Origin of the sequence: Limnohabitans sp. 2KL-51 (genome assembly GCF_003063645.1) — a bacterium.
Classification (GTDB): Bacteria; Pseudomonadota; Gammaproteobacteria; order Burkholderiales; family Burkholderiaceae_C; genus Limnohabitans_A.
Window position 1 is genome coordinate 36,094 of the sequence record NZ_NESJ01000010.1, and the last position, 17,399, is coordinate 53,492.

Genomic DNA, 17,399 nt, shown 5'->3' on the forward strand with positions numbered 1-17,399 from the left:
AAAGGATTGAGTCATCGCTACCGAATTTCGTGATCGTCGCCAACGCGAAGAACGTAAACACCGTTTGAACCGTGAAATCATGGCCCCTGAAGTCCGTGTTTCCGGCCCTGAAAATGAACCCATGGGCATTCTGTCACTTGCAGAGGCCTTGCGTCTTGCTGGTGAAATGGATGTGGACTTGGTTGAAATTGCCGCCACCGCCATACCGCCTGTGTGCCGTCTGATGGACTATGGCAAGTTCAAGTACCAAGAGCAAAAGCGTGCGGCAGAAGCCAAAGCCAAGCAAACGGTCATTGACATCAAGGAAGTCAAGTTCCGCCCGGGTACGGACGACGGTGATTACAACATCAAGATGCGCAACATTCGCCGTTTTTTGACCGATGGTGACAAGTGCAAAATCACTTTGCGTTTCCGTGGTCGTGAAATCACCCACCAAGAGTTGGGATTGGCACTGCTGAACCGAATTCGGGACGATTTGGCCGATTCGATCATCGTTGAGCAGTTTCCCAAACTGGAAGGCCGCCAGATGATCATGATGATCGCGCCTGGCCGTAAAAAGCCTGCTGTGGGTGGTAAAACTGCAGATATTTCTGCACCTGCAGAATCGGCTTGAAAAAGAATTTGACCGGCTTTCGGGCTTGTTGAATCAAAAGCTGCCTTAGGGCGGCTTTTGTTAAAAGTGGCTCGGGGCCAACAAGGCTGCAAATTTTTTGCAGACGCCTCACGAGCACAATTAAAGGAGCATTCACATGCCCAAGATGAAGACCAAAAGCAGCGCCAAAAAGCGCTTCCGTGTTCGTCCCGGTGGAACCGTTAAACGCGGCCAAGCCTTCAAACGTCACATCCTGACCAAGAAGACCACCAAAAACAAGCGCCACCTTCGCGGTTCGGTGTCTGTGCATGAGACCAATATGGGTCACATCGCACAAATGCTGCCGATGGCTGGCCTGTAATCACTGACGAACAAGGAGAATAAATATGCCTCGCGTTAAACGTGGTGTAACGGCGCGCGCCCGTCACAAGAAAGTTTTGGCCCTTGCAAAAGGTTTCCGCGGTCGCCGCGGCAATGTCTTCCGCATCGCCAAACAAGCGGTGATGAAGGCCGGCCAATACGCCTACCGTGACCGCCGCACCAAAAAGCGTGTGTTCCGTCAGTTGTGGATTGCCCGTATCAACGCCGCTGCGCGTGAATGCGGTCTGACCTACAGCCAATTCGCCAACGGCCTGAAGAAGGCTGCCATCGAAATCGACCGTAAGATGCTGGCGGACATCGCCGTGCACGACAAGGCCGCTTTTGCTGGCATCGTGACCCAAGTCAAAGCCAAACTGGCCGCAGCTTGAGTTCATGAGTGACATGGGCTCTCGGGCCTTTGCCACGCACTCGATCAAAGGGATTGAGGCTCACAAAAGCTTCAATCCCTTTTTTATTTTGTCACCTACGAAATTCCAATCATGAACGAGCTGGACACCCTGGTCGAATCCGCCCGCCAGAGTTTTGTGCAGGCACTGACACCTGCTGACCTGGAAAACGCCAAGGCCCAGTTTCTTGGCAAATCCGGACGCATCACCGAGTTGATGAAGGGCATGGCCGCTCTGAGCGTGGACGACAAGAAAACCCGCGGTGCCGCCATCAACATCGCCAAGCAGGCGATCGAGACGGCTTTGAACGACCGCCGTCAGGCGCTGGCCGATGCAGAATTACAAGCGCAACTCAAAGCGGAAGCGCTCGATGTGACGCTGCCAGGGCGCAGTGCCAATGTCGGCGGTTTGCACCCCGTCTCACTTACTTTGGAGCGCGTCGAAAACATTTTTGGCTCCATGGGCTTCGAAGTCGCCCAAGGCCCCGAGATCGAAACCGACTGGTTCAACTTCACCGCGCTGAATACACCCGAAGACCATCCGGCCCGCTCCATGCATGACACCTTCTATGTGGAAGGCGGTCACCTGCTGCGCACGCACACCAGCCCCATGCAAATCCGCCATGCAGTGCAGCACGTCAAGCGCTACCGCAACCAAATTGATGCCGGTCAGGCCATGCCCGAAATCCGTGTCATTGCACCGGGTCGCACCTACCGCGTAGACAGCGACGCGACCCACTCGCCCATGTTTCACCAGTGTGAAGGCCTGTGGATTGGTGAGAACGTGAGCTTTAAGGACCTCAAAGTCGTGGTCACAGATTTTTGTCGTACCTTTTTTGAGAGCGACGACTTGGTGCTGCGCTTTCGCCCGAGCTTCTTCCCCTTCACCGAACCCAGCGCCGAGATCGACATCCAGTTCCAAAGCGGCCCGCTGGCCGGTCGCTGGCTCGAAGTGGGCGGCTCCGGCCAAGTGCACCCGAACGTGGTGCGCAACATGGGCCTGGACACCGAGCGCTTCATTGGTTTTGCCTTTGGCATGGGCATGGACCGTTTCACCATGCTGCGCTACGGCGTGAACGACTTGCGCCTGTTCTTTGACGGCGATGTGCGCTTCCTGAGCCAGTTCCAGTAATTCCCTCCCAAGTCCGATACCCGAGACAAGAGTCATGCAATTTCCTGAATCCTGGTTGCGCGAGTTCTGCAACCCGTCCCTGACCACCCAGCAGCTGGCCGATACCTTGACCATGGCCGGTCTCGAAGTGGAAGAGCTCGAGCCGGTGGCCCCACCGTTCACAAAGATCGTGGTTGGCGAAATCGTGGAAGCCGTGCAGCACCCCAACGCCGACCGCCTGCGCGTTTGCCAGGTGGACGTGGGGCAGGGCAGCCTGCTGAACATCGTGTGCGGCGCGCCCAATGCCCGCGTGGGCATCCGTGTGCCTTGCGCCATGGTGGGCGCTGAATTGCCACCCGGCGAAGACGGCAAACCTTTCTTGATCAAAGTGGGCAAGCTGCGCGGCGTGGAGAGCCAGGGCATGCTCTGCTCGGCCAAAGAATTGCAGATTGCCAATGACCACGGTGGCCTGCTGGAGTTGCCTGCAGATGCGCCTTTGGGTCAGAACATTCGCCAGTATTTGAACCTGGACGACACGCTGATGACGCTGAAGCTCACGCCCAATTTGGCGCATTGCTTGAGCGTGTACGGCATCGCCCGCGAGATGTCTGCCCTGACCGGTGCGCCATTGAAGGCCCCGACTTTCCTAGCGGTGGCTGCACAGGTCAGCGACAAGCTGGCTGTGAAAGTGAACGCGACGGACCTTTGCGGCCGTTTCAGCGGCCGTGTGGTCAAGGGCGTGAACACCCAAGCCCAAACACCGCAGTGGATGGTGGACCGCCTGGCCCGTTGTGGTCAGCGCAGCGTGAGCCCCCTGGTGGACATCTCCAACTACGTGATGTTCGAGTTCGGCCGGCCTTCGCACATTTTTGACCTCGACAAGATCCATGGTGGCCTGCAGGTGCGCTGGGGCCAGACCGGCGAAACGCTCAAGCTGCTCAATGGCAACACCGTGACCGTGGACGACAAGGTGGGTGTGATCGCCGATGACAGCCAGGTCGAATCGCTGGCGGGCATCATGGGTGGTGACGCTACCGCCGTGTCCGACGACACCCAAAACATCTACATCGAAGCCGCCTTTTGGTGGCCCACCTCGATTGCTGGCCGCTCGCGGCGCTTCAACTTCTCGACCGATGCCGGTCACCGCTTTGAGCGTGGTGTGGACCCGCAGCTGACGGTCGAACACATTGAGCGCATCACCCAGTTGGTGCTCGACATTTGCGGCACGCCCGAAACAAAGGTCGGCCCGATTGACGACCAGATTTTGAACATCCCAGCGATCACCCCCGTCACCCTGCGCGTGGCCCGTGCGGTCAAGGTGATTGGCATGCCTTTGACCCAGCAGCAATGCGCTGACGCTTTGCGCGGCCTGGGCTTGCAAGTGGCCGAAGGGCAGGGCACCGTCACCGTGACGCCACCCAGCTTTCGCTTTGACCTGCAAATTGAAGAAGACCTGATTGAGGAAGTGGCCCGCATGGTGGGTTACAACAACCTGCCCACGAACCCGCCGCTGGCCCCCATCACCGCAAAGGTGCGCCGCGAGACTGAGCGCAGCCCGTCCACCGTGCGCCGTGCCATTGCCGCGCTGGGTTACCAGGAAACCATCAACTACAGCTTTGTCGAAGAAGCTTGGGAAAAAGACTTGGCGGGCAACGCCAGCCCGATCCGCCTGCTCAACCCGATTGCCAGCCAGATGAGCGTGATGCGCTCCAGCCTGATCGGCTCGCTACTCCAGGTGGTCAAGTTCAACGCCGATCGCAAGGCCGACCGCGTTCGTGTGTTCGAGTTGGGGCGAGTGTTTTTGCGCAATGCCTCTGTTCAAAGCAACGACACCACGGTAGAAGGTTTTGACCAGCCCATGAAAGTCTCAGGTATGGCTTGGGGCCCCTTGGAGCCGCTGAACTGGACCGGCAAGTCGCGGCTGGTGGATTTCTTCGACGTCAAAGCAGATGTCGAGCGCTTGCTGGCCCCGGCCCAGGCTGAATTCGTGGCCGCCGAACACCCTGCTTTACACCCTGGCCGCTCTGCCCAAGTGCTGCTTAACGGCCGTGTGATCGGTCATGTGGGTGAATTGAACCCGCGCTGGCGTCAGGCCTGGGACTTGCCGCACGCGCCTGTTGTGTTCGAGCTTGACTTGGATGCGGTTAGCCAGCGTAGCGTGCCCGTGGCCAAGCTCGTGGCCAAGTGGCAAGCGGTGGAACGCGACATCGCCGTGATCGTGCGCGAGCAGGTCACCCATGACCAGTTGATGCAGGCCATCCACAGCGCCGAGACTCAGGGTTTGCTGCGCCATGCGGTGCTGTTCGATGTCTACCGCCCCAAGGCCGAAGTGACTGGCGGTTTGGCGGAGGGCGAAAAAAGTCTGGCGGTGCGTTTGAGCTTGCACAGCGATGAGGCCACCTTGACCGATGCCCAGATCGAAGCCGCCATGGGTGCCGTCATGGCCAGCCTGTCAGAGCGAGTTTCTGCGCGTTTGCGTAGCTGAGGGCGTGCCATGCAAATCAGTTTTGAATCTCTCGAAACACCGGCCCTGACCAAGGCGCATTTGGCCGATTTGTTGTTCGAGCAGATTGGCTTGAACAAGCGCGAGTCCAAGGACATGGTTGATGCGTTCTTTGACCTGATGGTGGACAGCCTGATTGCGGGTGACGATGTGAAGATTTCCGGTTTCGGCAATTTCCAGATCCGCACCAAGGCAGCGCGTCCCGGGCGCAACCCGCGCACCGGAGAATTGATCCCGATTGATGCACGTCGTGTCGCGACCTTCCATGCCAGCCATAAGCTCAAGGCCTTGATTCAGGGCGATACCGTTGACGACGAGGGTGTGGAGACGTTGGGCCGCTGATTCATTTTGATTGGAGTGCGCATGTTGTTCAAGTTCAAATCCCAAGTGACCAGCGACCTCATCATGCTGGAGGGCGATGGGCGCAGGCTGCTGAAAATCATGTTGGGTCACGACCCTGACAAAGGCATTATTTTGGTAAAGGACCTGCCCGCGGCAATTGCCAAGCTGGAGTCGGCTGTGGCCCAGGACGAGGCGGCTCGTTTGCATCGCAGCCAGGAGGCGAAAAGAGCTTTGGCGCCAAAAGACAGCCCACAAGACGCCTTTGGCGAAGCCCTGAACCCGGTGCGTCTTGCGCAACGGGCGAGCCCCATGCTCAAGATGCTCAAGCACTGCGTGGCTGACCCGGCAGACATGGTCTGGGGCGTTTGACCTTCAGCTTGGCCGCTTGCTGAACACGGTGCCACCGAGTTTAGCGCCGGGCTTGATTTGCCGCTTGGCAAACCAGCCCTGGTTCATTTCCAGTACGAAGCGCACGGGTTTGCTGGAGCAGTGCGAGTCATCGCTTTGTGGCTGCATGTCGGCTAAGTTGACGATGGTGCCATCGTCTTCGACAAAAGCCGCAGTCAAAGGAATCAGCGTGTTGCGCATCCAAAAGCATTGGGTGCTCGCCTGCTCAAACACGAAAAGCATGCCCTCGTGAAGCGGCATGTCCTTGCGCCACATCAGACCAATCTGGCGCTGCTCGGGGGTTTGGGCCAATTGCACATCGAGGCGGTGCATGCCAGCCGTCAACTGCGTCCGAGCCAGGCCCAATTGAGGCCCGGAGCTGGACTGGGCTGACGCCAGTGATCCGGCCAGCAGCAGGCTGCAGCCGATCCAGCACTCAACGCTGAGCCTGAAAAAATCTCGTGCAATGTCGAAAAAAGAGCGATAAAGCAAAAAGAAGAGCTTGGTCATGGTCGGGGGGATGCAGTAAAGAATCAGACCTAAGGATAACCCTGGCCAGCTTGGACCCGTTCAGGAGACGGTCACAACCCGTGCAAAACCCCGCGCCATCCGCTTTTCTGTACTTAAGGGGTGCTGTTGCTGGAAACTTGGCCGTCATCCGCCTCGTCTGGCTCGCTAAGGCCTGCCAAAGCGTTGTCTGAGGGCCTTCCAGCAGATGGCAGGGCTTGTGACGCGGCCTGGATGTTCGCGGCCATCAGGCCCTTGGCGCCTTGGGTCAGCTCAAAATCGACGCGCTGGCCTTCCTTGAGGCTTTTGAAGCCCTCCATCTGGATGGCCGAGAAATGGGCAAAGGCGTCTGCGCCGCCGCCGTCGGGTTGAATGAAGCCAAAACCTTTGGCATCGTTGAACCATTTGACCGTGCCACTGGGCATACGATATCTCCGTAATTTTTATTTGAAGTCTCAGTTTGAGTAATTCAAAGCGAATTTGTCAATGTGAGGTTTTCCCGGGGTGCAGCATTTGTGCCGAAGGTGGCCAAGACTTTTCAGACCCCGGGCTCAAAGGGCTTAAAAGCACCGATAGAATGAAATCATGGCAACGAAAAAACCTTCCAATCCCACGCTGCCGATCGTGACCCCGCGTGCGCCCGATGGCGGCGACGCCGTGGTCCTCGAAAGACGTGCCCAGAAAGTAAAACCGCCCCAGTTGTATCAGGTGGCGATGCTCAATGACGACTTCACCCCGATGGAATTCGTGGTGATGGTGATCCAGGAGTTTTTCAGCAAAGACCGAGAAGCGGCCACACAAATCATGCTCAAAATCCACTTGGATGGCAAAGGCGTGTGTGGTGTTTACTCTCGCGACGTGGCCGCCACCAAGGTCGATCAGGTGCTGGACGCAGCCAAACAGGCTGGACATCCGCTGCAATGTGTCAGTGAACCCATTGAATAAGTCGGTATGCCCCCCACCTCCCATTCATCTCATTTACTCAGCAAGGCATAAGGAAATCACATGATTGCCCAAGAATTGGAAGTCAGCTTGCACATGGCCTTTGTTGAAGCCCGTCAACAGCGCCACGAATTCATCACCGTTGAGCACTTGCTGCTGGCCCTGCTGGACAACCCCAGCGCGGCCGAAGTGCTGCGCGCTTGCGCCGCCAACATCGATGATTTGCGCAAAGCCTTGAGCAATTTCATCAAGGACAACACCCCGCAGGTCGCCGGTACTGAAGAGGTGGACACGCAGCCCACATTGGGGTTTCAACGCGTGATCCAGCGCGCCATCATGCATGTGCAATCCACAGGCAACGGCAAAAAAGAGGTCACGGGTGCCAACGTGCTGGTGGCTATTTTTGGCGAAAAAGACTCGCACGCCGTGTATTACTTGCACCAGCAGGGCATCACACGTTTGGATGTGGTCAATTTCATTGCCCACGGCATTCGCAAGACCGATCCGCCCGAGGCGGCCAAATCTGATGCGCCCGCCAGCTCCGAAACCGAAGAGGCCAGCGGTGGTGAGCGCAACGAAAAAGCCTCGCCGCTGGAGCAGTTCACGAACAACCTCAATCAGGCAGCCAAAGAAGGCAAGATCGACCCGCTGATCGGCCGTGAATACGAAGTGGAACGCACGATCCAAATTTTATGCCGCCGTCGCAAAAACAACCCGCTGCTGGTCGGCGAAGCCGGCGTGGGTAAAACGGCGATTGCTGAAGGCTTGGCTTGGCGCATCACGCAAGGCACTGTGCCTGACATCCTGGCCGAAGCCACTGTGTATTCGCTGGATATGGGCGCGCTGCTCGCAGGGACCAAGTACCGGGGTGACTTCGAACAACGCCTCAAGGGCGTGCTCAAGTCTCTCAAGGAAAAACCCAACGGTATCCTCTTCATCGATGAAATCCACACCCTGATCGGTGCGGGTGCGGCCTCGGGCGGGACCCTGGACGCCTCCAACTTGCTCAAGCCAGCGCTCTCCAGTGGCCAGCTCAAGTGCATCGGCGCAACCACATTCACCGAATACCGTGGCATCTTTGAAAAAGACGCCGCTTTGTCGCGTCGTTTTCAGAAAGTGGACGTGGTCGAGCCCACGGTGTCCGAGACCGTGGACATCCTCAAAGGCCTCAAGAGCCGCTTTGAAGACCACCACAGCGTCAAATACACCAACGCGGCGTTGCAGGCTGCCGCTGAGTTGTCGGCCAAGTTCATCAACGACCGCCAACTGCCCGACAAGGCGATTGACGTGATCGATGAAGCTGGGGCTGCCCAGCGCATCCAGGTGGCCTCCAAACGCAAAAAGACGATTGGCAAGGCCGAGATTGAGGACATCGTCGCCAAGATCGCCCGCATCCCGCCGACCAACGTGTCCAACGACGACCGGAGTAAGCTGCAGACTATCGAGCGTGACCTCAAATCGGTGGTGTTTGGCCAAGACAAAGCCATTGAAGTGTTGGCCTCTGCAGTCAAGATGGCCCGCTCCGGCCTGGGCAAGACCGACAAGCCGATTGGCTCCTTCCTGTTCTCGGGCCCCACGGGCGTGGGCAAGACGGAGGCGGCCAAGCAACTGGCCTACATCATGGGCATAGAGCTCATCCGCTTTGACATGTCAGAGTACATGGAGCGCCATGCCGTGAGCCGCCTGATCGGCGCACCCCCTGGCTATGTAGGCTTTGACCAAGGCGGCCTGTTGACTGAGGCGGTGACCAAAAAGCCCCATTGCGTGCTCTTGCTCGACGAGATCGAAAAAGCCCACCCGGACATCTTCAACGTGCTGTTGCAGGTGATGGACCACGGCACCTTGACCGACAACAACGGGCGCAAGGCCGACTTCCGCAATGTGATCATCATCATGACCACCAACGCGGGGGCAGAGACCATGAACAAGGCGACCATTGGTTTCACCAACCCGCGTGCGGCAGGCGATGAAATGGCCGACATCAAGCGACTCTTCACCCCTGAGTTCCGCAACCGCTTGGATGCGATGGTCAGCTTCAAGCCTCTGGACGCACAGATCATCTTGCGTGTGGTGGATAAATTCTTGCTGCAACTGGAAACCCAGTTGGGCGAGAAAAAGGTGGAAGTCACCTTCACCGACGCCTTGCGCAAGTTTTTGGGTAAAAAGGGTTTCGATCCGCTCATGGGCGCGCGTCCGATGCAGCGCCTGATCCAAGACACGATTCGCAAGGCCTTGGCCGACGAATTGCTGTTCGGTCGCCTGACCGAGGGTGGACGCCTGACGGTGGACATCGACGACAAGGACGAGGTGTTGCTGGACATCACGCCTAACCCGAAAAAGGAAAGTCGCGCTTCGCGTTCCGAGCCTACCGAGCCAGAAGAAGCGACTGCGGATTAAGGCCCGCGCATGCGTCCTGGTCCTTTTTTCGGATACGGGATTATCAAAAAGGCCCTTCGGGGCCCTTTTTTTCTAAGTCGCAGACTGTTGGCTTGTCCTTACCTGCGCCGGCCACTTCCCAGTAAGTTGCCCAGTACCCCGCGCACGATTTCTCTGCCAATGGCCGAGCCCACCGTGCGCACGGCACTTTTGACCACCAACTGGGCCACCCCATCGCGTTGCCCACCGCGCGGGCCTGAGCTGCCAAACAGCATGTCAGACAGCCCACCCATCAGACCACCGCCGGCCGGCTCGGCCGCAGTTGCGGTTTGCCCAGTCAAGGGGTTGTTGGTGTTAGCTTGTCCGGTAACGGTAGCGGTGGCGGTGGCTTGGCCCTTGATTTTTTCGTAAGCCGAGTCCCGGTCCTGGACTTGTTCGTACACCCCGGCCACCAAAGAGCCCTGAATCAGTGACTGGCGCTGGGCGGGGGTGATGGGGCCGAGTTGGCTGCCTGGTGGCAACACAAACACGCGCTCGGTCTCGCAGGGGCGGCCCTTGGCGTCCAGAAAACTCACCAAGGCCTCGCCTACGGCCAGCTCGGTGATGGCGGCCTCGATGTCCAGTCCGGCCTTGGGGCGCATGGTTTGCGCGGTGGATTTCACGGCTTTTTGATCACGCGGAGTGTACGCTCGCAGGGCGTGCTGCACCCGGTTGCCCAACTGGCCCAGCACGCTGTCGGGGATGTCCAGCGGGTTTTGTGTGACGAAGTACACCCCCACGCCTTTGGAGCGCACCAAGCGCACCACCAGCTCAATGCGCTCGACCAGGACCGCTGGCGCGTCCTTGAACAGCAAGTGCGCTTCGTCGAAAAAGAAGACCAGCTTGGGCTTTTCCTGATCACCGATTTCGGGCAGCACCTCGAACAACTCCGACAGCATCCACAACAAGAAGGTGGCGTACAGGCGCGGCGAGTTCATGAGCTTGTCGGCCGCCAGGATGTTCACCACCCCCTGGCCCTGCGCGTCGGTCTGCATGAAGTCTTCGATGTTGAGCATGGGCTCGCCAAAGAATTGATCACCGCCCTGGGTTTCGATTTGCACCAAGCCGCGCTGGATGGCTCCGATGCTGGCGGCGCTGATGTTGCCGTACTCGGTGGTGAACTGTTTGGCGTTGTCCCCCACGTACTGCAGCATCGCCCGCAGGTCTTTCATGTCCAGCAGCAGCAAGCCGTTGTCATCTGCGATCTTGAACACCAGGTTCAGCACCCCGGCCTGGGTGTCGTTCAGGCCCAACATGCGGGTCAGCAACAAGGGTCCCATGTCCGATATGGTGGCGCGAACCGGGTGCCCTTGCTCGCCAAAGACGTCCCACAAAGTGGTGGGACAGGCCAGGGGCTCTGGCAGAGAAAGCCCCCGGTCTTTCAGCACAGCAGCCAGCTTGTCGGCGATCTTGCCCGCTTGGCTAACCCCGGTCAGGTCGCCTTTGACGTCCGCCATGAAGACCGGCACGCCCAGACGCGAAAAGTTTTCGGCCAAGGTTTGCAAGGTCACGGTTTTGCCGGTGCCGGTGGCCCCGGTGATCAAGCCGTGGCGGTTGGCCAGACCCGGCAGCAGGTGACACTGCGCTTGGGCATTTTGAGCAATCAACATGGGATCAGCCATCAAAAATCTCCTCCCCGGAGTGAAAAGTAAAATCAAGACTCTAGATTAAATCAACATTCAAGGAATTTCCGATGGCTGGCCACAGTAAATGGGCAAATATTCAGCACCGCAAGGGGCGGCAAGACGAAAAGCGCCAACGGATCTGGACCCGCGTGGTGCGTGAAATCATGGTTGCGGCCCGCACGGGCGGCGGCGACGTCAGCGCCAACCCCCGGCTACGCCTGGCCATCGAGAAGGCCAAAGCGGCCAATATGCCAGCCGACACCATCAAGCGCAACGTGGACAAGGCCACCGGCAATCTGGAGGGTGTGACTTACGAGGAAATCCGATACGAAGGCTACGGCATTGGTGGCGCGGCCATCATCGTGGACACCATGACCGACAACCGGGTACGCACCGTGGCCGAAATGCGCCATGCGCTGAGCAAACACGGCGGCAATCTGGGCACCGAGGGCTCGGTGGCGTTCCAATTCAAACACTGCGGTCAACTCATCTTCGCCCCCGGCACTTCGGAGGACCGGGTCATGGAGGTGGCGTTGGAAGCCGGTGCCCAAGACGTGCTCACCGACGAGGAGGGCGCGATCGAGGTCTTGACCACACCCGCTGATTTTGAAGCTGTGAAAAACGCGCTGGAGGCCGCTGGACTGGTGGCCGATATGGCTGAAGTCACTTGGCGTGCCGAAAATTCTGTGTCTTTGTCCGGCGATGGGGCAGCCAAAATGCAAAAATTATTGGATATATTGGAAGACTTGGACGATGTACAAAATGTGTTCCACAACGCTGAATTTGAAGATTAAGGAAGTTGGATGAAAGTATTGATCGTCGGCAGTGGTGGCCGTGAGCACGCCATGGCCTGGAAATTGGCGCAATCACCCAAACTTCAGCAGGTTTATGTGGCACCAGGCAACGGGGGCACAGCCAAAGATAAAAACTTGGTCAATGTGCCGATCACTGACTTGGTGCTGCTGCGCCAGTGGGCCTTGGACAATGGCATCGGTCTGACCTTGGTGGGGCCAGAGGCGCCTTTGGCCGCGGGCATTGTGGACGACTTTCGGGCCCATGGCTTGCGGATTTTTGGCCCCACCCGAGCCGCCGCTCAGTTGGAAAGTTCCAAGGCTTTTTCAAAGGCTTTCATGCAGCGCCACGGCATCCCCACAGCCGAATTTGAGACCTTTACCGATGCGGCATTGGCCCATGCTTACGTGGACCGCCTAGGCGCGCCGATTGTGGTCAAGGCCGACGGATTAGCAGCAGGCAAAGGCGTGGTGGTGGCCATGACGCTGGCTCAGGCGCACGAGGCGATCGACTTCATGCTGCTCGATAACGCGCTGGGTGTGGCGCACAACGCGGGCGTCGCTCGCGTGGTGATCGAAGAGTTCTTGCAAGGCGAAGAAGCCAGCTTCATGGTGCTGTGCGATGGAAAGAACGTGGCTGCCCTGGCCACCAGCCAAGACCACAAACGATTGCTGGACCGCGACGAAGGCCCCAACACGGGCGGCATGGGGGCGTATTCCCCCGCTCCAGTGGTCACGGCTGAGGTGCACGCCCGCGCCATGCGTGAGGTCATCTTGCCCACCATCCGGGGCATGGAAAAAGACGGCATCACCTACACCGGCTTCTTGTATGCCGGCTTGATGATCGACCCGCAAGGCCGAATCAAGACCCTGGAATTCAATTGCCGCATGGGCGACCCCGAGACCCAGCCTATCCTGATGCGCCTGAAGTCCGATCTGTTTGAAGTGCTGATGGCGGCGACCGGCGAGGGTCTGAATCAATTGGAAATGGAATGGGACCGGCGCGTGGCATTGGGTGTGGTCATGGCCGCAGCGGGTTATCCGCTTGACCCACGCAAGGGCGATGCCGTGACAGGTCTGCCCAAGGACTTGAACGATGTCATGGTGTTCCATGCGGGCACCACCGAAAAAGACGGTCAAATTCTGACCTCCGGGGGGCGTGTGCTGTGCGTCACAGCGCTGGCCGACTCGGTCAAGCAAGCGCAGCAAAAGGCTTACCAGGCGGCCATCCCAGTTGCCTTTGAAGGCATGCAGATGCGCCAAGACATTGGTTACCGCGCCATCAAAAACTGAAGCAACAATTCCGCCATGCGCAGTCAGCCCGACCACCCCGTGACCTTTAAGGGCTCGACCTTGGCCCGTTGGGTCTTGAAACTGCTGGGTTGGCATGTGGATTTTGAGGGTTTTCCGACCCCTCAGGGCGTGGCCGTTTTTTATCCGCACACCAGCAACTGGGACTTTCCGATCGGCGTGCTGGCCAAATGGGCTCTGGGTGTTCCGGTGCATTTTTGGGGCAAGGACTCGTTGTTCAAATTTCCACTGGTCGGTGCCTGGCTTCGGTGGCTGGGCGGCATCCCGATTGACCGCAGTTCGTCAAAGGGCGTGGTCGGTCAGATGGTCCATGTTTTCGAGCAGCACAAGCAAAACAACCAGTTTCTCTGGCTGGGTTTGGCGCCCGAGGGTACACGCAGTCATACACCGGGCTGGCGCAGCGGTTTTTACCAACTGGCCCTCGGGGCGCGGGTGCCCTTGGCCTTGGTCAAACTGGACTGGGGGAAGCGCCGCTTCTGCGTGGTCGATTTTTACGACCTGACGGGACATGTTGAGCAAGATTACGCGCACCTGGCCCAAGTCTATGCAGGGGTGACGGGCTTTCATGCGCACCAGATGGGGCCCATCATTCCGTGGCGCCCTGTTCAGCCCGTTCAGCCGTCCCCGCCAGAGACCACGACCATTTCCTAAAAAACCTTACTACGTCTGTCTCCACCATGAGCACCAGCTTTCAACTCGGAACCGTCAAGAACTATCTGCTGGGCCTGCAGTCCCGCATCACGGGGGCCTTGACGGGTCTTGATGGCACCCCTTTCCTGACAGACGCCTGGCAAAAAGACCCTGGTGAAAAACTTCAGGGCAGTGGCATCACCCAGATTCTGGAAGGTGGTCCCATTTTTGAACGGGCTGGTTGCGGGTTTTCGCACGTCACTGGGCCACAGTTGCCGCCATCGGCAACCCAGCACCGCCCTGAGTTGTCCGGTTCGGCCTTTGAGGCGATGGGCGTGTCCTTGGTGTTTCACCCGCGTAACCCCTATGTGCCCACAGTGCACATGAACGTGCGCATGATCGCGGCCAAACCCGAGGGCGGGGCGCCCGTGGCCTGGTTTGGCGGGGGCATGGACCTGACTCCTTATTACGGCTTTGACGAAGACGCTGTGCATTTTCATCAATCTTGCAAAGACGCTTTGAGCCCATTTGGCGAGGCCTTGCACCCGCGCTTCAAGACCTGGTGCGACGATTATTTTTGCAACAAACACCGCCGTGAGCAGCGCGGCGTGGGCGGCATATTCTTCGACGACTTTTCTGAACTGGGCATGGACCAGAGCTTTGCAATGCTGCAAAGCGTGGCCGATTCATTGCTGACGGCCTACATGCCCATCGTGATGCGCCGCAAGGACACCCCCTATGGCGAGCGCGAACGTGACTTTCAGCTCTACCGCCGTGGTCGCTATGTCGAGTTCAACCTGGTGTGGGACCGGGGCACACATTTTGGTTTGCAGTCCGGTGGCCGCACCGAATCGATTCTGCTGTCCATGCCGCCCGAGGTGCGCTGGTCGTATCAGCGCCAGGACGAAGCTGGGTCGCCCGAAGCACGCTTGCTCAGCCACTTTCTGGTGCCTAAGGACTGGGTTTGAGTCTGCCTGCTGCCATGCACAACGCCCAAGCCACTGTGCAGCGCCTGGGCGTTTTTGGCGGAGCGTTCGACCCGCCGCACCTGGCCCATGTGGCCTTGGTGGAAGCGGCCGTGGCCCAGTTGCAGCTTGACCAAGTGCGTGTGCTGCCCACGGGCCAAGCCTGGCACAAACCGCGCAACCTCAGCGATGCCGCGCACCGTCTGGCTATGACGCGTTTGGCCTATGCGCCTTTGCCGCAAGTGGTGGTGGACGAGCGGGAAATCTTGCGCACTGGACCCAGCTACACGGTGGACACCCTGCATGAGTTGCAGACAGAATATCCGCAGGCGCAGCTGTTTTTGCTGCTCGGCGACGACCAGCGGCGCGCCTTGCCCGCCTGGCACCAAATCGGTGAAATCGGGCGCATCGCTATAATCTGCGCCGCAGGCCGCGATATGGCCGTTCGTGCTTGGAACGAAGAATCAGGCGTTGCACCCACAAATCCACCCCTTTCAGACACGCTGCAAGAGTGCATTCGCACCCTAGACATGCCGCTGATGCCCCACAGTGCCACGGACATCCGTGTGCTGGCGGCCACAGAGCAGGCCCTGACAGGCTTGGTACCCCCCGCTGTTGAGCGCTATATTCACGAACACCACCTTTACAGGCCCCATTGATGACCGATAACGCAGCCAAAAAAGACATTCAAAAACTCCAACGAACCATTGTGGACGCGCTGGAGGACGTCAAGGCCCAAGAGATCCAGGTGTTTGACACCGAGCACCTTTCCTCTTTGTTTGAGCGGGTCATCATTGCCTCGGGTACGTCCAACCGCCAGACCAAGGCCTTGGCCGCCAGCGTGCGTGACAAAGTGCGCAACGCCGGCTTTGGCAAACCCCGCATTGAGGGCGAAGACAACGGCGAGTGGATCATTGTCGACTGCGGCCCTGCCGTGGTGCACGTCATGCAGCCCACCATTCGTACCTATTACAACCTGGAAGAAATCTGGGGCGGAACGCCCGTGCGCCTGAAGTTTGGTGCGCCCAAGCCTGCCGCAACAGCAGAGGTCAAGGGCCACATCAAGAACTCGGTGGCGAAAAAAGCCACGGGCAAAGTTGCGGCCAAATCTGCCGAGGCCAAAACACCCGCAGCCAAGAAGGTTGCCGCTAAACCCGTCGTCAAGGCCAAACCCGCGTTGAAGGCACCGGCCAAATCGATCAAGCCAGCGGCCAAGCCACCTGCTAAAACCACCACCAAATCCTCCGCTAAAACGGCAGCCAAGTCGACGCCGAAAGCCAGCAGCCCCACCAGCAAGCCCACGTTGAAGACTGTGGGCAAGCCCACGGCCAAGCCTGCTGCCAAAAAAGCCCCAGCCCGCAAGCCCGTGCAAGCGGCCACCCGCCGAAAAACCGATTGATCCTGCATGAAGCTGCTGATCGTTGCGGTCGGCCTGCGCGTGCCTGACTGGGCCCAAACGGCCTGGGACGACTACGCCAAACGTTTTCCGCCTGAGCTCAAGGTCGAGCTCAAGGCCGTGAAAACTGAGCCTCGGGGCTCCAAAACCTTGCCCAACCTGTACGCGGCCGAGCGCCAGCGCATCGAAGCGGCCATTCCGCGTGGCACCCGCATTGTGGTGCTCGACGAGCGGGGCACCTCTTTGACCACCCAGGCTCTGGCCTCGCGCTTGACCAGTTGGCAGCTCGGTGGCGCCGATGTGGCACTGGTCATTGGTGGCCCCGACGGGCTGGAGCCCGAGTTCCGGCAGGCTGCCCACGAGCGCATTCGCTTGTCTGACTTGACCCTACCCCACGCTATGGCTCGGGTGCTGCTGATTGAGCAGCTTTACCGCGCCTGGTCCATCAACGCCAACCACCCCTACCACCGCGAATGAGCGACTTCATTTACCTCGCCTCTCAAAGCCCTAGACGCAGCCAGCTCCTTGATCAGATCGGTGTGGCCCACAAGCTGCTGCTGGCCGGGCCTGACGAAGATGCCGAGTCGCTGGAAGCTGTGCGGGGCGCGGAAGCGCCTGCGCGCTATGTGGCGCGGGTGACCGGGCTGAAACTCGATGCGGCGGTGCAGCGGTTGAAGCGCCAGGGCCTGCCGGCCGCGCCCGTGCTCTGCGCCGACACCACCGTTTGCCTGGGTCGGGAAATTTTGGGTAAACCGGCGGATGAGACCGATGCCGTCCGCATCCTGAAAATGCTCTCTGGCCAGACCCACCGCGTCTTGACAGCCATTGCTGCACAAAAAGGGGTCAAACGGGTGGCGACGGTGTCCCAATCGTGGGTGCGCTTCGCGCCCATGACGCCCGCACAGATCAAGGCCTACATTTCCACAGGCGAGCCCATGGGCAAAGCCGGTGCTTACGGGGTGCAGGGCCGGGCGGCTGCCCATATTGAACAGATCCGGGGCAGTTATTCAGGCATCATGGGTTTGCCTTTGTTCGAGACTGCCGCTTTGCTGCGGTCCCTGGGCGTGCGCTGTTGAGCGTTCGTGCAAGCCAAGACGCCGATGGTGCCCTGTCGTT

The 17,399-nt window shown here is 59.0% G+C and carries 20 protein-coding genes; 17 read left to right on the forward strand and 3 right to left on the reverse strand.

From position 1 onward, the window contains the following. The first annotated feature begins 13 nt into the window (after positions 1 to 13). The 7 genes from infC to B9Z49_RS11905 all read left to right on the forward strand — a co-directional run bounded on the left by infC (position 14) and on the right by B9Z49_RS11905 (position 5,683). Entirely contained in the window at positions 14 to 613 is a 600-nt protein-coding gene (gene infC / locus B9Z49_RS11875; protein WP_108353660.1) for a translation initiation factor IF-3, read from the forward strand. Between the two features lie 136 nt (positions 614 to 749). Then, the gene (rpmI, locus tag B9Z49_RS11880) at positions 750 to 953 is read left to right on the forward strand and encodes a 50S ribosomal protein L35 (protein WP_026039701.1); all 204 of its coding nucleotides are present in this window, start codon (positions 750 to 752) and stop codon (positions 951 to 953) included. Positions 954 to 978: 25 nt separating this feature from the next. After that, a complete protein-coding gene (gene rplT, locus B9Z49_RS11885; RefSeq protein WP_108353661.1) occupies positions 979 to 1,341 on the forward strand; it encodes a 50S ribosomal protein L20 in 363 nt (120 codons plus the stop codon). Positions 1,342 to 1,452: 111 nt separating this feature from the next. Then, positions 1,453 to 2,490: a phenylalanine--tRNA ligase subunit alpha gene (gene pheS, locus B9Z49_RS11890; RefSeq protein WP_108353662.1), complete on the forward strand. Its 1,038-nt coding sequence runs from the start codon at positions 1,453 to 1,455 to the stop codon at positions 2,488 to 2,490. A 34-nt stretch (positions 2,491 to 2,524) separates the two neighbouring features. Beyond that, positions 2,525 to 4,954, forward strand: coding sequence for a phenylalanine--tRNA ligase subunit beta (gene pheT / locus B9Z49_RS11895; protein ID WP_108353663.1), 2,430 nt, complete (start codon positions 2,525 to 2,527; stop codon positions 4,952 to 4,954). Positions 4,955 to 4,963: 9 nt separating this feature from the next. Further along, positions 4,964 to 5,314: an integration host factor subunit alpha gene (locus B9Z49_RS11900; RefSeq protein WP_108353664.1), complete on the forward strand. Its 351-nt coding sequence runs from the start codon at positions 4,964 to 4,966 to the stop codon at positions 5,312 to 5,314. A 21-nt stretch (positions 5,315 to 5,335) separates the two neighbouring features. Then, positions 5,336 to 5,683, forward strand: coding sequence for a DUF1840 domain-containing protein (locus B9Z49_RS11905; protein WP_108353665.1), 348 nt, complete (start codon positions 5,336 to 5,338; stop codon positions 5,681 to 5,683). 3 nt (positions 5,684 to 5,686) lie between these two features. Here the strand turns inward: B9Z49_RS11905 and B9Z49_RS11910 are convergent, their stop codons facing one another. Both B9Z49_RS11910 and B9Z49_RS22450 read right to left on the reverse strand, forming a co-directional pair. Then, the gene (locus B9Z49_RS11910; protein WP_108353666.1) at positions 5,687 to 6,211 is read right to left on the reverse strand and encodes a DUF192 domain-containing protein; all 525 of its coding nucleotides are present in this window, start codon (positions 6,209 to 6,211) and stop codon (positions 5,687 to 5,689) included. Positions 6,212 to 6,324: 113 nt separating this feature from the next. After that, positions 6,325 to 6,633: a cold-shock protein gene (locus tag B9Z49_RS22450; protein ID WP_108353667.1), complete on the reverse strand. Its 309-nt coding sequence runs from the start codon at positions 6,631 to 6,633 to the stop codon at positions 6,325 to 6,327. A gap of 160 nt (positions 6,634 to 6,793) precedes the next feature. Between B9Z49_RS22450 and clpS the strand changes: the two genes are divergently transcribed. Continuing rightward, the gene (clpS, locus tag B9Z49_RS11920; protein ID WP_108353668.1) at positions 6,794 to 7,153 is read left to right on the forward strand and encodes an ATP-dependent Clp protease adapter ClpS; all 360 of its coding nucleotides are present in this window, start codon (positions 6,794 to 6,796) and stop codon (positions 7,151 to 7,153) included. Positions 7,154 to 7,213: 60 nt separating this feature from the next. Continuing rightward, a complete protein-coding gene (gene clpA, locus B9Z49_RS11925) occupies positions 7,214 to 9,547 on the forward strand; it encodes an ATP-dependent Clp protease ATP-binding subunit ClpA (RefSeq protein WP_108353669.1) in 2,334 nt (777 codons plus the stop codon). Between the two features lie 98 nt (positions 9,548 to 9,645). On the opposite strand, the gene B9Z49_RS11930 is transcribed toward clpA, so the two are convergent. After that, on the reverse strand, positions 9,646 to 11,187 hold the full coding sequence (locus B9Z49_RS11930; RefSeq protein WP_108353670.1) for a helicase HerA-like C-terminal domain-containing protein: 1,542 nt from the start codon (positions 11,185 to 11,187) through the stop codon (positions 9,646 to 9,648). A 71-nt stretch (positions 11,188 to 11,258) separates the two neighbouring features. Here B9Z49_RS11930 and B9Z49_RS11935 point away from each other — a divergent pair, with 71 nt between their 5' ends. Genes B9Z49_RS11935 through B9Z49_RS11970 form a run of 8 tightly spaced genes read left to right on the forward strand, consistent with a single transcriptional unit; the run spans position 11,259 to position 17,359 of the window. Then, on the forward strand, positions 11,259 to 11,984 hold the full coding sequence (locus tag B9Z49_RS11935; protein WP_108353671.1) for a YebC/PmpR family DNA-binding transcriptional regulator: 726 nt from the start codon (positions 11,259 to 11,261) through the stop codon (positions 11,982 to 11,984). 9 nt (positions 11,985 to 11,993) lie between these two features. Beyond that, on the forward strand, positions 11,994 to 13,274 hold the full coding sequence (gene purD / locus B9Z49_RS11940) for a phosphoribosylamine--glycine ligase (protein ID WP_108353672.1): 1,281 nt from the start codon (positions 11,994 to 11,996) through the stop codon (positions 13,272 to 13,274). A gap of 15 nt (positions 13,275 to 13,289) precedes the next feature. Then, positions 13,290 to 13,943 carry a 1-acyl-sn-glycerol-3-phosphate acyltransferase gene (locus tag B9Z49_RS11945; protein ID WP_233254605.1) on the forward strand — a complete coding sequence of 218 codons (654 nt, stop codon included), beginning with the start codon at positions 13,290 to 13,292 and terminating at the stop codon, positions 13,941 to 13,943. A gap of 26 nt (positions 13,944 to 13,969) precedes the next feature. Beyond that, entirely contained in the window at positions 13,970 to 14,890 is a 921-nt protein-coding gene (gene hemF / locus B9Z49_RS11950) for an oxygen-dependent coproporphyrinogen oxidase (protein WP_108353673.1), read from the forward strand. Beyond that, a complete protein-coding gene (nadD, locus tag B9Z49_RS11955; protein ID WP_369913549.1) occupies positions 14,881 to 15,546 on the forward strand; it encodes a nicotinate (nicotinamide) nucleotide adenylyltransferase in 666 nt (221 codons plus the stop codon). Before hemF ends, nadD begins: the two co-directional genes overlap by 10 nt. After that, on the forward strand, positions 15,546 to 16,286 hold the full coding sequence (rsfS, locus tag B9Z49_RS11960; protein ID WP_108353675.1) for a ribosome silencing factor: 741 nt from the start codon (positions 15,546 to 15,548) through the stop codon (positions 16,284 to 16,286). The genes nadD and rsfS overlap by 1 nt, the downstream gene beginning before the upstream one ends. 6 nt (positions 16,287 to 16,292) lie before the next feature. After that, positions 16,293 to 16,760, forward strand: coding sequence for a 23S rRNA (pseudouridine(1915)-N(3))-methyltransferase RlmH (gene rlmH / locus B9Z49_RS11965; RefSeq protein WP_108353676.1), 468 nt, complete (start codon positions 16,293 to 16,295; stop codon positions 16,758 to 16,760). Next, entirely contained in the window at positions 16,757 to 17,359 is a 603-nt protein-coding gene (locus tag B9Z49_RS11970; protein ID WP_108353677.1) for a nucleoside triphosphate pyrophosphatase, read from the forward strand. The genes rlmH and B9Z49_RS11970 overlap by 4 nt, the downstream gene beginning before the upstream one ends. The last annotated feature ends 40 nt before the right edge of the window (positions 17,360 to 17,399 follow it).